Raw genomic sequence first — 14,496 nt, forward strand, 5'->3', positions numbered from 1 at the left:
TCAGAAGATGTCCGGGTTCCAGGCCTTCAGCGGAGTCCGCAGCAGCAGGTCGGCGGCGGCCGCCGCACCCGGGCGGGCCTCGACGACCAGCCCGGCGGCGGCCAGCCGGGGCGCCGTCTCCGCGCCGAGGTAGAGCGAGCCGAGTGCGCCGACGCCCAGCAGCAGGTCCGGCACGTCGTCCGTGGCGGTGCAGCGTCCGGTGCCGTCGGCGGCCGTCTCCAGCGCCCAGCGGCCCTGTGCGTGGCCCAGCGGGTCGTCGACCTCCAGCACCACCCGCCCGGGCGCGGCGTACGTCCGGGCACCGAAGGCCGCTGGGACGTCCAGGACCCGCAGCCACATGAAGTCGGCGTTCTCCTCGTGCGGCGACGCGGCGCGCGGGTTGTTCAGCAGCAGCGGCAGCGGGTCGTCCGGGCCGATGCTCTCGACCACGACCTTGCGGACCCAGTCCACCGAGAGGACCAGGCGCCACAGCGCGGTGGCGGTGCCCGCGTCCAGCGCGAGGAAGTCCGCCACGGTGAGCACGCAGTTGGGGGCGCCGCCCTCCCAGACGTCCTCCACCCGGTAGGTGACCAGGCCGGTGACGGTGCCCCCGGCGTCGCGGTGCAGAGCGGTGAAGGGCTCCTTCCAGGTGCCGCCGGGCGAGGTCACGCCGCCGGTCCGCAGGTCCCACCAGAGCGGCGGGCGGGCGATCGCGCCCGGCTGGGTGAGCCGCCACCGGTCGTGCAGCTCCGGGCCCAGCTCGCGCACCGACGCCATGTCGGCGAAGTCGGTCCGGCCGCCGGGCGACTCGGGCAGCCCGGCGCGCAGACCGCCGGCCCGGTTCAGGTCGACGGTCCAGCCGTGCTGCCGGGTGGCCGGACCGAATCCGTACCGGCCGTAGATGGTGTACTCGGCGGCGACCAGGATGGCGACGGCGGTACCGCGCTCCCGGGCGGCGTCGAGGTCACGGCCCATCAGGGCGCGGAGCAGGCCCCGCCGCCGGTGGGTGGAGGTGACCGTCACGCTGGTGACCGCGTCCGCCCGGACGGTCGCACCGCCGGGCACGGTCAGCTCGGTGTCGAAACTGCGGAAGGTGGCGACCATCCGGGGCTCGGGGACGCCGTCGAAGGCCGCCAGCAGCCGTCCGGGGAGGAACTGCCGTCGGACCAGCTCACTGGCGTCCGCGATGTGCGGCCGCAGGAAGCCCAGCCTGAGGGCCTTGCACCAGGCCGGGATCTCCTCCTCGGTGATCGGCCGGATCTCGACGTCCCGGCCCTGCCGGTACGCTGCCTCGCTGCCCGTCCCGTCACCGTTGCTCATCCCGCCACGGTACGGCGGGCCGTCGCGGGGCGGCATCCGGTTTTCCACCCCGCACCGCGCCACACCGCACCGGATCGGGTCGGGTCGGGTCGGGTCGTTCGTTCTCCTCGTCGTTCGCTCTCCTCGGCGGGCGCGCGCGGCCGCCGCCATAATGGCGCGGTGACCGAGCCGACGCTTTCCCCGGGCCAGCCGGTGACCGTACTCCGCGACGGCCGGATGCAGGCGGCGGGCGTCCGCCGGGGCGACGTCGTCGCCTACGACTGGGGTTTCGAGCACGGCGGCCGCCGGCACGTCCAGCGCTCCTTCGTCCTGCTCGACCACGGCGTGCAGATCGATCAGCCGGCCGTCTTTCCTGCGGAGCAACAAGGCTGGTGGTACTGCGACCTGGTGACGGTGGTCGATGACGGCCACCTCCTGCGGGTCGACGACATGTGGATCGACGCCATCGTCGGCCCGCCCGACCACCCGTACCGTGTCCTCGATCTCGACGAGTACGCCGCGGCCATGTCCGCGGGCCGGCTGAGCCCGGCCGACGCCGCCGACGGGTTGATCCGCTGGCAGCGCTTCCTCGATCGACGGCTGAACCGCCGACACGACGTCACACGGAGCTGGCCGGACTTCCCGCCGGCGGGAGTCGAGGAGATGCTGACCGTCGAGCTGCCCCGGAAGTGGGCCCTGCTCGAAGACTGACCGGTCCCGCCTGTGCAGGCGCGCCACCGGTGCAGGTCCGGCGGGAAGGCGCGGAGTGCGGCGGGGCCCTACGGGCTGCAGGGTACCGGCTACGGCCGGCCGTAGAAGTCCGGGCGGCCCATGATCCAGAGGCTGGCCTGTTTGATCGCCGTGCCCGGACGGGGGGCCTCGATCATCTGGTCCTCGCCGAGGTAGATGGCGACGTGGTAGATGTCGGCGGCGCGGCCGGTGTGGGACCAGAAGACCAGGTCGCCGGGGCGCAGCGCGCGGTACGAGACCGGGGTGGACTCGGCGTACTGGTCGGCGGCGAAGTGGGTGAGCTGCCGGCCGGCCCGGCGCCAGGCCATCATGGTGAGCCCGGAGCAGTCGTAGCCGGTCGGGCCTTCGCCGCCCCAGATGTAGGGCAGGCCGATCTTCGACCGGGCGAAGTCCAGCGCGGCTCCCACTCCCTGGGCCGACCAGTCGCCGTCGGCCGGTCCGCCGTCGGCCGGTCCGTTGTCGGCGGCTCCGGCCGGGGGCGGCGCGGCGGCCGCGGCCGCCGCGCGGGCCGCCTCCTCGGCCGCCCGGGCGGCGATCGCCTCCAGGGCGTCGCGGCGCTGCCGTTCCAGTTCGACGGTGGTGTTGCGGGCCGTGGCCAGCGCGGCGAGCAGCAGTTCGCGGCGGCGGCCGATGTCCGCGACCTCGGCCTGCTGGCCGGCCAGCCGCGTCTGGGCCCGCTCCTTGGCGGCTCGCACGGCGTCGGCGGCCCGGACGGCCTGCTGTTCGGCGGTCCGGGCGGCGGCCGAGGCGGCGGCGGCCGTCGCCGCGGTGGCGGTGGCCGCGTCGAGGATCTCCTTCGTCCTGGCCCCGGCCGTGCCGACCGCCGCAGCGCGTTCGGTGAGGGACCGGGGGCCGCCAGCGCCGAGCAGTGCGTTGATCGCGGAGAGTTCGGCGCTCGCGCCCTGCCGGTACATCTCGCCGGCGAGTTCGGCCGCCTGCTCGGCCGCCTCGGAGCGCTCGGCCTCGGCGGTCAGCGCCCGTTGGGTGGCCGAGGCCGACTCGGCCCGGGCCCTGGACAGCTGTGCCTGTGCCCCGTTGTAGGCCTCCACCGCCTGCTCGGCGATCCGCCCGGACTCCGCCAGTTCGCTCTGGGCGGCGGAGAGCCGGGCCTCGATGGCGGTGCTGTCGGTGGCCCTGGCGTCGGCCTCCGCCTGGGCGCGGGCGATGTCCTCGGCCGACGGGTACGGGTCGTCGGCGGGCGCGGCGGCCCGGGGCGGCGCCGGGGCGGCGGTGGCGGCGGGGAGCAGTCCGAGCACCCCGGTGAGGGTCAGCAGGAGTGTCGGCAGGAGTCTGCGTGCCACGGTTCTACCCTCTCGCCGACGACGTCTGAGGCTGTCCGAGGATGTCTGACGAACAGTTGAAATATCCCATCAGGTGACAATTCAGTCACTCATCGCAATATTCTCAAACGTGACGCACCCTCAGTGCCATCCCCATACCCCCGGGCGGGTGAGATCTCTCGGACGTGCCGACCCGTCGTCAGGTCGCGGCGGGCCCGGCGTCGTCCGGCGGCCGCGGGCCCGGTGCCGGCCGGCGGCCCTCAGCGCTTGGGCGGCACGTGCGGGTGCGGGATCCGGGGATGGCGGTACGCCGGGCGGGGCAGCGCCTGGGCCACGGCGGGGCCGGCGGGCCGGACGGCGTAGGTACGGTTCCGGCCGGCCCGGACGGAGCGGCGGCGCTGCTGGGCGCGGCCCTGGCGTTCGGGGTCGGGGGAGCTCGGCCCGGCGGCGGGGGCCGAGGCGCGGGCGGCCGCGGCGGCCCGGCGGTCGGTGAGCCGGGCGGAGCGGCGGGCGAGCGCCCTGGCCTCGTGGGCGTCCAGGTGGGCGCTGGCCCGGGCCGCGACCCGCTCGGCGACCCGGTGGGTGGCGGTGTGGTGGGCCGGGACCTTGTCGGGCGCACCGGCGATCAGGTCGAAGAGCCAGGTGCGGGCCCGGTCCGCGCGCCGGTGCAGCAGGCGTTCGCGCCGGAGCGCACGCGCCCGGCGGCGCGGCCTGGTCGCGTACCGCCAGCGCGCCCACGGGCTGCTGGGCCGGGCCAGCCGGACGGCGCCGACCCAGGACAGGCCGGGGATCATGATGCCGAGCAGCCCGGTCCAGACCTTGCCCTTGAACAGCGCGACGATCGAGGCCAGCGCGTTCACCGAGATCACCGCGACCAGCCCCCAGCGGCCCGAGCCCTCCGGCGAGGTCTGCCCGGGCACCACCCCGAGCGGCACGTACCCGGTGAGCAGCAGCGCGGTGAACAGGATGCCGAAGATCACCGCGTCCACCGACTTGCGGCCCTGTTCGCCCCAGTAGACGTCGTCCAGGTGCAGGATCAGCGCGAACTCGTCCAGCACCAGCCCGCAGCCGATCCCGAAGCTGAAGCCGAACCAGTCGATCCAGGGGTGGCCGCCGTTGGTGGCGAAGACCCCGATGCCGCCGGCCAGCAGGAAGCCGAGCCCGAACACCATGTGGTGGATGTGCAGGCCGCCGGGCGTGATGTTGCCCGGCCACCAGCGGACCTTGGCCCGGATCATCCGCACGCTGAACCGGATCAGCAGGAAGGAGAGGATGAACCCGACCAGCAGCAGGAACAGCGGCTGCTTGTGCGCATCGACGATGTGCGTCCGGTAGCCGTCCAGCAGCGTACTGATCATGGTTCGTCGTACCTTCGTTCCCTCGTGCTCCGGGGTCCGGCCCGGGTCCCGCCCGGCTAACGCCGCTCAGAACCCCCGGGTGCGTTTGGCGGCGCGGCGCGGTGCGAGCAGGTACGGGGCCAGGCGCTGGTCGGGGCCCGGGGTGCCGATCCCCGGGGGGCGGATCCCGGTGGTCCGGCCGGGGAGTTTCATGAACAGACGCGCGATCTCGCCTCCGAGGTTCACCCCGACCGCCAGAGCCAGGGCAAGGGCCGCGGCCCGGCCGACCGAGGCGAGGCCGACGTCGGGCTGGTTCTGGGTGAAGGCGAGCATGCCGAGGTAGATCGCCGAGCCCGGCATCAGCGGACCGAGCGCCGCCGTGACGTACGGCAGCGAGGAGGCGGAGCGGTAGCGGGCCATCAGCTGGCCGAAGAGGCCGACCAGCCCGGCCGCGACACCGGTGGCGATGATCGGGGAGTAGTGGGCGTTGCGGGTCAGCACCCCGTAGGTGGCCCAGCCGGCGCAGCTGTTGAGGGTGACGAAGAGCAGGTTGCGGCGGTCGGTCTGCAGCAGCATCGCGAACGCGAGGGTGAGCACCATCGCGGCGGTCAGCCGGATCAGCGGATGGCTGTCCACCCCGGCCAGGCTCGCGCCGGGGTTGAACCTGGCGTGGGTGTTCAACCCGGCGTACAGCACCAGCATCACGCCGATCACGATGCCCGCGACCAGGTAGAGCACCTCCAGCAGCCGGGCGGCGGCGGTGATGTAGAAGCCGGTCAGGCCGTCCTGCACGGCGGCGACCATCGCCCGGCCGGGCAGCAGCGCGAACAGCCCGCCGGTGATGACCACCGAACCGCGCAGTCCGGCGTCGGGGAAGTTCGACAGGATGACGCCCGAGGTGGCGGCCGGCATCGCGGCGATCACGAACTGGTAGAACTCCGGCAGCCCCCGGCGGCCGATCAGCGCGGCCAGCCGGTCGCCGAGGATGGCGGCGACGAAGGCGTTGGCGAAGACCAGCCAGGCCTTGGCGTCGATCTTGCCGCCGACCAGGAAGGAGGCGGCGCCGGCCAGCAGGCCGGTCGCCAGGGCGAGCAGCCAGGTCGGGTACGGGTGCCGGTTGCGGCGGATCCCGGCGAGCCGGCGGTACGCGTCGTTGACCGAGAGCTTCTCGGCGGTGATGTCGGCGACCAGCCGGTAGACGGCGGCCAGCCGGGTGTAGTCGGAGGTCCGGCGGCGCACCACCCGGTCGGCGGTGACGGGCGGGTCGACCAGCGAGGGCTGGTAGGAGATCCCGATCAGGGTGAAGGTCACCTGCGGCTCGCAGTGGTCCAGCCCGTACGCGTGGGCGATGCCGAGCATCGCCGCCTCGACGTCCTCGGCCGCCTCGCCGCTGGCCAGCAGCAGCTCGCCGATCCGGAGCGTCAGGTCGAGGATGCGGGGGACGTTCCCCCGCGCCCCCTCCGGCTTCTGCTCGCGCTGGGTGCGCTCGTACGCGGGGCGCTCGGCCATGGGGGTGCGCAGCAGGGTGCGCATCCGGTCCGGCCAGGGCGCGGCGCCGGGGGCGCCCAGGTTGAGGTCGGGGGCGCCGAGGCCGGTGGGGAGGCTGTAGCCGACGGCGCGCCAGTCCTCGGGGCTGAGGGTGTCCTCGGCGACGCTGACGTAGGGGCGGGCGGCGCGCGGCGCCGGCTCGGGGGCGGGCTCGGCCTCCGCCGGGCGGAGCAGGCCCTCGGTCTCGGCCGGCGGCAGGGCCAGCGGGACGGCGGTGGTCTGCTCGACGGGCGGCGCAGCGGAACCGAGCAGGCCCTCGGTCGGCGGTGCGTCGCGCGGCGCCGTCGGCTTCGGCTGCGGGCGGACCGGCCCGCCGCCCCTGGCCCGCCTCGCGCTGCCGGACTTCTTCGCGCTGCCCGGCCGGCCCCGGCCCCGCTTCGGCACTACCACTCCTCGCCACCCCTGGTGGCTTCCGGCCACCGCTCTGCTCTCCCGCCCCACCTTGCCTGATCGAAAGCTTGAACGCACATGTACGGACCGGACTGCGCAGGTGGGCGGACCTGACTGTTCGGACCAGCGCCCTGTCGCGGCTCACCCGGCAGGCCGTTCTGCGGGGGTCCGCCGGGCCTTCGGCGGCTCCAGCGCGGCCGGAGAGGCAATGAAACAGTAAAGAACTGGCCAAGAAATCATCAGATTGTCGTGGAAATGTGGCCCGCCAGGCCCGGTCAATCGCCGGTTGACAGCAAACCGCTCACCCGGACGGCCGCCCCAGCGGGGGGAAACGCCGCCGTTCGGGGGTATTCCGGCCCTCCGGCGCATCGTCGGGCCGGATATGTCGTTAGGGGGTTATCCCCTTCCTGTGACACCTTCGGGCTAACGCTGCCGTCAGGTATTGAAGTCAACAGGCCGACTGGGGAATGCTTCTCATGCGACGTCAGGCAACGGCGCAGCTCGGGGCGGCCACCCCGTACGCGCCACATTTCGCATCAGCAAGCAGGGAGACCACCGTGTCCCGTATTCGTGCAATCGCCGCCGTCACCGCCCTCGGAGCCTTCCTCCTGGCCGGCGTGGGCACCGCCCAGGCCGACAACGGCGCGGGCGCCGATCACCACTCCGACAGCAGTGTGGTCAGCAACACCGGCTCCGGCAACATCGTCGGCAGCGTGCACGGCAACGTCAACAGCACCCAGCAGACGGCCACCGGCTCCGGGAGCAGCAACCAGAACAACAACACGGGGGTCGTCGGCAACTCCGGCGGCATCGGCGCCGTCCAGGGCAACGGCAACCTCTCGCACCAGATCTACTACCCCTTCGTCCTGTACTAGGCCGCACCGGCCACCAGGGACCGAGTCATCGCAGGGGCGAGCCGCCACGGCCCGCCCCTGCGGGCGTTCCCGGCCGTCCGGCACCCCGAGGACGGCCCGGCCCAGAGCCGTCAGGCGCTCGGTGAGCTCGGGCCCGGGGCCGCCCGGACGGCTCCGCACACCGTCGTTGACCAGGGCGAACATCGCGTGCACCCGGATCCGGGCCTCGGCCTTCCCGTACTCCGGGCGGAGCTGCTGGAGCAGTCCGACCCAGGTCCGCAGGAAGTCCCGGCGGAAGTCGATCGCCGCCTTGCGGTCGGCGTCCGCCAGCCGCTCGGTCTCGCTGAGCATCGCGCCCAGGTAGTGGCCGTTGCGTCCGGCGAAGCCGACGTACGCGCGCAGCCCGGCGGCCAGCGCCTCACCGGGGGCGGTGCAGCCGCCGATCGCACCCTCGACCTCGTGCCAGAGCCGCTCCCGGCTGCGGACCAGCGCGGCGGCGAGCAACTCCGCCTTGGTGCCGAAGTGCTTGTACACACTGGGCCCGGCGATCCCCACGGCGGCGCCGAGCTGATCGGTGCTCACGTTGTCGAAACCGCGTTCGTGGAACAGCCGGACGGCCGCCGTCAGCAACTCCTCGCGGCGCGACTCCGCCGCCCTGGCCGCAGGCCGGTCGGCCGGGCAGGCTTCGGGCGGTCCGGCCGGCGGGCACGCCAGCACGTCGGCGCCGATCCGGGCGAGCAGCCGTTCGAACGGGCGCCGGGGCGGCGCGAAGGTGTGGTACGAGAGGCTGCCGTACGCCGACAGGACCGACCGGCTCAGCAACTCGGCTTCTTCGAGGGAGAGTTCAGGCCTGGCGGTGGTGACCACCCGGGCCATCGAGCGGACCTCGGCGCGCAGTGCTCGGCGCAGCTCGGCCCGCCGCGCGGCGGGCAGCAGGCGTGCGTCGCGCTGCCAGAGCGTGCCGAGGGCGCGATGGTCGACGGCCGCGGCGGCGAGCGCGGCACAGAGCTCGCCCGGGCCGGCGAGGCCGGAGCCGACCGCGGCACGGAGTGCGGCGAGCTCGGAGTCGACGACCTGGTAGAGGAGTTCCGGCTTGCCGCGGAAGTGCCGGTAGAGCGCGGGCGCGGTGATCCCCACCTCGGCCGCGACCTCCGCCATCGAGACCCGGTGGTAGCCGCGCCGGTGGAACAGCTCGCCCGCCGCACCGAGCAGCTGCGCCTTCCGCCCGGGCGGCCGTCGCACCACACGCCGCTCGGTCGACACCGTCCACCCCTGCCGTAGGCCGCCACCAGAATGTCCGGACAGGGTAGCAAGGATTCACTTAGGCCCACCGGCCCGCGGCTGTCGGGGCCGGATCACAGCCGAGACGATCCCGGTCGGGTGCTGGACACTGCAGGCTACCGGCGATTAACTTGTCGGGCGATCAATGGGCACCACGAAGGGAGCGCCGCCGTGCGCCGGACCGTGTTCAACGAGGACCACGAGAGCTTCCGGGAGACCATCCGGGCCTTCATCGCCAAGGAGGTCGTCCCGGTCTACGAGAGCTGGGAGGCCGAGGGCCACCCGCCGCGCGACTTCTACCGCAAGCTCGGCGGGCTCGGCGTCTACGGCATCGAGGTCCCGGAGGAGTACGGCGGCGCGGGCGAGAGCGGCTTCAAGTACCAGGCGGTGATCAGCGAGGAGTGCGCCAGAGCGGGCGTCACCTTCGGCTCCTCCGGTGTGCACACCGGGCTGGTGCTCCCGTACCTGCTGGAGTACGCGACCGAGGAGCAGAAGCGGCGCTGGCTGCCCGGCTTCGTCTCGGGCGACATCATGACGGCGATCGCGATGACCGAGCCCGGCGCCGGGTCCGACCTGGCGGGCATCACCACCACCGCCCGGCTCTCCGAGGACGGCACCCACTACGTCCTGAACGGCGCGAAGACCTTCATCACCGGCGGCGTACTGGCCGACCTGGTACTGGTGGTCTGCCGCACCGCGCCGTACGACCCGGCCGACCGGCGGGCCGGGCTGTCGATCCTCTGCGTGGACACGGCGTCCGAGGGCTACGCCGTGGGCCGCAAACTGCAGAAGATCGGCCTGCGCACCTCCGACACGGCCGAACTCTCCTTCACCGATGTCAAGGTCCCGGTCGCGGACCTGCTCGGCGAGGAGGGCAAGGGGTTCTCGTACCTGACCCACAACCTGGTGCAGGAGCGGCTGGCCATCGCGGTGGGCGCATACGCCTCGGCGGCGGCCGCCGTCGGCTTCGCGCTGCGCTACGTGAAGGAGCGCAAGGTCTTCGGGCAGGCGGTGGCGGAGTTCCAGAACACCAAGTTCACGCTGGCCGACTGCGAAACCCAGGTGGTGGCCCAGCAGTCGATGGTGGACCGGGCCCTGGAGCTGTACCAGGACGGCGAGTTGACGGTGGCTGATGCGGCGGCGCTCAAGCTGTTCTGCACCGAGTCGGCCTCCACCGTGATCGACAAGTGCCTTCAGCTGCACGGCGGTTACGGCTACATCCTGGAGTACCCGATCGCCCGGCTCTACACCGACAACCGGGTCTTCCGGATCTACGGCGGCACCAGCGAGGTGATGCGGTCCATCATCGCCAAGTCGATGGGCCTGTAACGGGGGCCCGGCCCGGCCCGCAGGGGAGCGGGACGGGCCGGGAGACCGGGCTCGGCGGACGTCACCGGCGGCGGAACAGCAGCTCCAGCGCCAGTGCCTTGGCCACGGCCTGGGCCGGGCCGGCCGCCTGGAGCCTGCGGGCGGCGCCGGCCAGCAGGGACTTCACGTCCGGGTGCGGGATGCCCATGGCGGCGGCGGTCTCGGTGGTGCTCCGGCCCCGGGCCGACCACTCCAGGGCCTCGGTCTGCTGCGCCGACAGCAGCGTCCGCCGCCTGGAAGCGAGTGCCAGCGTGAGCAGCGTGGGGTGCCGCATGAAGACCTTCCTCTCCGGTCGGGACCAGGTTCACGGGTTCGCGAACAGCAGCCGCAGGACCAGCGCCTTGGCGACCGCGTGCGTCCGGTTGGACGCCTGGAGCTTGCGTTTGGCGCCCTCCAGGTGGAACTCCACGCCCTTCTCCGAGATGCCGAGCCCGATGGAGATCTCCCGGGTGGTCTTCCCCCGGGCGGTCCACTCCAGGGCCTCGGTCTCCCGGGGCGAGAGCAGCGACCGGCGCCGGGCCGAGGTGGCCAGCGCCACCTCGACCAGCGGCCGCCGCGCCTTCAGGTGCAGGTAGTGCGCCATGAGGTACAGCAGATAACTGTTGCTGTGCATCAGGCTGGCCCGGTGCTCGTCGGGCACCAGGTTCAGCGCCGCCACCTCGCCCTGCGCGTGGATCGGTATCGTCATGCCCTGCCCGAGCCCGGCGGCCTGCGCCTCCTTGAGGAACTGCCGTTGGCGCTGGCCCAGCCCCGGGGACAGGCTCAGCCGCGACCAGCTGAACGGGACGGGGTTGACCAGGCACTCGGCGAGCACCGGGTCGTTCTCCGCGTACCCCTCCACGGCGTACCGGTGCTGCCAGGCCTCCGGGAAGGTGGTGATGCCCGGAGTGCGCGGCCTGGCCAGGGTCATGACAGGGCAACGGACGATCTGGTACGAGAAGTACCGGACGCCGACCTTCTCGGCCGCGAGTGCGAACAGCTCCTGGATGGCGCCGATCTGGGCCGTCCAGTCCTGGTCGTCGTGGAAGTCCAGGGTCGGCCGGCAGACCGCCAGGGACTCCCGGATGTCCAGCACCGGTTCCTCGTTGGTCATCGGGGACGGCTCGACGGAGATGATGGCCGTCATCTGCTGACGCCTCTGCGGCCACCCGGGCACACGGCCCGGACCGCCCGGGCCGTCATCGGCTCACCGCTTCGGCCGGGGCCGGGGTGGCGGCGGCCTGACTCACGGCCGGCTTCGCCGCGGGACCGCTGAGCGAGGCCTGCCGACGGCGCAGGTACATGTTGTTCAGCACCAGGGCGACGGCACTGATCAGGGCGCCGACGATCTGCATGACGCCCGGCTTGTGGCCCCCGATGGCCGTGATGCTGAAGGCCGTGATCGGGACGACGTCCATGAAGAGCACGCCGTTCAGCGGGCCGATCGCCTTGTTGCCGAGGTTCCAGAACAGGACACCGCAGAAGCCGGCCGCCAGGCCCATGTAGGCCAGGTGCGGGATGACGGTGACGACGGCGTCCCCGGTCGGCATCGCGATGAGGCCGGTGCCCAGCAGGATCGCGGTGATGGCGTAGGCGCTGGTCAGGCCCAGCCCGGTGGTGACGGTCGTGTACTTCACCGGCGACCAGTGCGGGAAGAACGACCCGCCCATGGTGTAGATCACCCAGCAGAGCGCGCCGAGGACGATCAGGCCGTCGGCCCCGTACTGCTGGGGACGCTGGATCAGGATGCCCACGTGGCCGTTGGTGATCACGAACAGCACGCCGACCAGCGACATCGCGATGAAGACCAGCGCACCCTTGGGCGGAGCCACCTTGCGGACCACCCAGTTCGCCAGGAAACCCAGCAGCGGCTGGAGGACCATCATGATCGAGGCGATCAGCGCGCCGTCCTTGCCGACCAGCTTCTGGCCCAGGAAGACCAGGAACTGGAAGCCCGCGAACCCGGACGTGCCCAGGAACCAGGCCAGCCAGACCCGTTCGCCCTTCAGGCGCAGGCTGGACCGGCCCTCCAGCGCGAGCAGCAGCGGCAGGAAGCAGAGCCCTGCGATGGTGTACCGGATGCAGGTGAAGGTGAACGGGTCGATGTGCTTGAGCGCCCCTGTCATGACGGGGAACATGCCGCCCCAGGACGCTGCCGCGATGACGCACAGGAGCACGCCGCGGGAGTACTTCGAGGTCATCTGAACTCTCCAGGAGACAGTGGCGAGGCCACTGGACGAGTGGGTTGGTATGCGCTCCGACGGCGCGAGACGTCACCCCCGAGCGCAATTCCACGCTAGGGGCCGCCCGTCGGAGCGGACCGTGCGAACGCGCACGAGCTGTAGAAGATTCACGCGCAGTGCCCGGCCCCGCACGACGAGCACCGCCCGGAGAGCGAACTCTCCGGGCGGTGCGGGGCCTTGCTCCGTCTGCCGTCTGCCGTCTGCCGCCTTCCGCCGCCGCCTTCCGCCGCGCGGAACGGAAGGGTCCCGGTCAGCCGACCGGCGCGGGTACCTCCGCCCGCAGCGCGGCCACCGCGTCGACCAGCCGGGGGACGGCCTCCCGCCAGTCGGCGACCAGGCCGACGTCGGCGTTCTCGAAGACCGGCGCGGCCGGATCGCTGTTGACGGCCAGGATGATGTCCGCGCCCCGGGCGCCGGCCAGGTGGTTGAACCGGCCGCTGGTCCCGATGGCGACGAACAGCCTCGGCGCCACACTCCGTCCGGTGATGCCGATCTGACGGGCCCTCGGCTGCCACCCCCGGTCCGTCACCTTCCGGGTGGCGGCCAGTTCGGCACCCAGCAGGTCGATCAGCGGACGCAGCAGCGGATAGTCCTCGGGGGCCACGCCCGCGCCCACCGCGACCACGACCGACGCGCCGGCCAGCGCGTCGACGTCGTCGTCCCGGGTGCGCCCGGCGATCTCGACCCGGCCGCGCGGACTCACCCGGAGCTCGGGGACCGACTCCGCCACGGCCTCCCCGAGCGGCGCCGTCCGCAGCACCCCGCTGCGGACCGTCGCCAGCTGGACGGCCGAGCGGAACCGGACGGCGGCGACCAGGGCCCCGCTGAAGGCGGGCTTCCAGCACACCAGCCCGTGCTCGTCGGCGTCGAGTTCGATGGCGTCCCCGGCCAGCCCGGCGCCCAGGCGGGCCGCGGCCCGGGCGGTGACTTCTCTGCCCCACATGGTGGAGGGGGAGAGCACCGCCCAAGGTGCCTGCTCCAGGCACCAGGAGGTCAGCGCGGTGGCGACGTCCTCCTCCGCCTCGGCGCCGACGATCGGGACCACCACGTCGGCGCCCCAGGCGCCCGCCTCGGCGGTGTCCAGCGGTTCGGTGCTGAGGACGAACACCCGGCCGCGCCCGCCGGCCAGCCGGGCGGCCTCGCCCAGCAGGTCGCGGGTGGCGGCGGGCCGTCCGGGTTCGGCCAGTACCGCGACCGGGCCGCTCGGGGAGGGCCCGCCACCGGCGGCCCGCCGCCCCTCGCCGGGCCCGGCGGCGGCCGGCGTGAAGGCGTCGTGACCGGCCAGCCGGGCCACCGCCTGCCGGACGCCGTCCTCGTCCCCGTCGTAGCGCAGGCCCCAGCGGTCGGCCTCGACCAGCCGGACCTCACCCACGGTGGTGGGGCTGGCCTGCTCGCCCCAGGGCCCGGGGCCCAGGTCGGCGGCGGTGAGCCGGCTGATCCGGTCCGCCGCGACGGCCGCCCGGCCCTCCGGCCCGACCTTCGCCGGGTCCGTCAGCCGCTCCGCGCAGGTGAGCACGGCCGGCAGCGCCACCCGGGCCTCCAGGCGGCCGTCGTCGTGCTCGCAGCCGACCCGGACGGCGTCCGCCTCGAAGCTCAGCTCACGTACGCCGCCGACCATCGGCCAGTCCAGCAGTTCGGCGAGCTGGGCCGGCATCTGCGCGGTGTCCGCGTCGACCGAGTTCCGTCCGCACAGCACCAGGTCGAACGGGCCCAGCCGGTCCAGCGCCGCGGCCAGCGCCCGCGCGGTGGCGAGCGTGTCACTGCCGGCGAAGGCCGGGTCGGTGATCAGGACGCCGCGGTCGGCGCCCCAGGCCACCGCCTCGCGCAGGCAGTCCTCGGCCGTCGGGGGGCCCAGCGTGATGACGGTGCAGCTCCCGCCGGAGGCCTGCGCGGCGGCCACCCCGGCGGACACCGCGCGGCGGCAGTACGGGTTCATCTCGTGCCCGGCACCGTCCCGCAGGAGGCGGTTGTCGGGCCCCAGCCGGAGTTCGTCCGGGCGGGGCACCTGTTTGACGAGCACGGCGACCGACAGCGGTCGGGTGGGTGTCGCAGACACGGTACGGCCTCGCATCCTCTTGAGGGGCGTCACAGGGTCGGGCGGGCGTGAGCGGGAGCGGACGAGCGTGAAAGGGCGGGCGTGAACGAGCGCGCAGGCCGGGCCGGCCGGGTCCGCAGGGCGGGCCCGGCC

The 14,496-nt window shown here is 73.5% G+C and carries 11 protein-coding genes; 2 read left to right on the top strand and 9 right to left on the bottom strand.

Annotated elements, in window-relative coordinates; translation table 11 throughout:
- A complete protein-coding gene (locus tag ABD330_RS08970) occupies window positions 1-1,299 on the bottom strand; it encodes a GNAT family N-acetyltransferase (RefSeq protein WP_344462673.1) in 1,299 nt (432 codons plus the stop codon).
- A 159-nt stretch (window positions 1,300-1,458) separates the two neighbouring features.
- Between ABD330_RS08970 and ABD330_RS08975 the strand changes: the two genes are divergently transcribed.
- Entirely contained in the window at window positions 1,459-1,989 is a 531-nt protein-coding gene (locus ABD330_RS08975; RefSeq protein ID WP_344462675.1) for a DUF402 domain-containing protein, read from the top strand.
- A gap of 89 nt (window positions 1,990-2,078) precedes the next feature.
- Here the strand turns inward: ABD330_RS08975 and ABD330_RS08980 are convergent, their stop codons facing one another.
- The 4 genes from ABD330_RS08980 to ABD330_RS08995 form a co-directional block, all read right to left on the bottom strand.
- Complete coding sequence (locus tag ABD330_RS08980) at window positions 2,079-3,329, bottom strand: C40 family peptidase (protein WP_344462677.1); 1,251 nt, start codon at window positions 3,327-3,329, stop codon at window positions 2,079-2,081.
- Between the two features lie 239 nt (window positions 3,330-3,568).
- The gene (locus ABD330_RS08985) at window positions 3,569-4,666 is read right to left on the bottom strand and encodes a hypothetical protein (protein WP_344462679.1); all 1,098 of its coding nucleotides are present in this window, start codon (window positions 4,664-4,666) and stop codon (window positions 3,569-3,571) included.
- 66 nt (window positions 4,667-4,732) lie between these two features.
- Complete coding sequence (locus tag ABD330_RS08990; RefSeq protein WP_344462681.1) at window positions 4,733-6,577, bottom strand: threonine/serine exporter family protein; 1,845 nt, start codon at window positions 6,575-6,577, stop codon at window positions 4,733-4,735.
- 542 nt (window positions 6,578-7,119) lie between these two features.
- On the bottom strand, window positions 7,120-8,700 hold the full coding sequence (locus ABD330_RS08995) for a TetR/AcrR family transcriptional regulator (RefSeq protein ID WP_344462683.1): 1,581 nt from the start codon (window positions 8,698-8,700) through the stop codon (window positions 7,120-7,122).
- A gap of 189 nt (window positions 8,701-8,889) precedes the next feature.
- On the opposite strand from ABD330_RS08995, the gene ABD330_RS09000 reads away from it, so the two are divergent.
- A complete protein-coding gene (locus ABD330_RS09000) occupies window positions 8,890-10,047 on the top strand; it encodes an acyl-CoA dehydrogenase family protein (RefSeq protein ID WP_344462685.1) in 1,158 nt (385 codons plus the stop codon).
- Between the two features lie 61 nt (window positions 10,048-10,108).
- Here the strand turns inward: ABD330_RS09000 and ABD330_RS09005 are convergent, their stop codons facing one another.
- From ABD330_RS09005 to ABD330_RS09020, 4 genes are all read right to left on the bottom strand, one after another.
- Window positions 10,109-10,360, bottom strand: a complete 252-nt coding sequence (locus ABD330_RS09005) for a helix-turn-helix domain-containing protein (RefSeq protein WP_344462687.1) — start codon at window positions 10,358-10,360, stop codon at window positions 10,109-10,111.
- Between the two features lie 30 nt (window positions 10,361-10,390).
- Window positions 10,391-11,212 carry an autoinducer binding domain-containing protein gene (locus ABD330_RS09010; protein WP_344462689.1) on the bottom strand — a complete coding sequence of 274 codons (822 nt, stop codon included), beginning with the start codon at window positions 11,210-11,212 and terminating at the stop codon, window positions 10,391-10,393.
- Between the two features lie 52 nt (window positions 11,213-11,264).
- On the bottom strand, window positions 11,265-12,266 hold the full coding sequence (locus ABD330_RS09015) for a DMT family transporter (protein WP_344462691.1): 1,002 nt from the start codon (window positions 12,264-12,266) through the stop codon (window positions 11,265-11,267).
- Between the two features lie 292 nt (window positions 12,267-12,558).
- On the bottom strand, window positions 12,559-14,364 hold the full coding sequence (locus ABD330_RS09020) for an FAD-binding protein (RefSeq protein WP_344462693.1): 1,806 nt from the start codon (window positions 14,362-14,364) through the stop codon (window positions 12,559-12,561).
- Between the last annotated feature and the right edge of the window lie 132 nt (window positions 14,365-14,496).

It is taken from the genome of Kitasatospora kazusensis, from assembly GCF_039529945.1.
Lineage (GTDB): Bacteria > Actinomycetota > Actinomycetes > Streptomycetales > Streptomycetaceae > Kitasatospora > Kitasatospora kazusensis.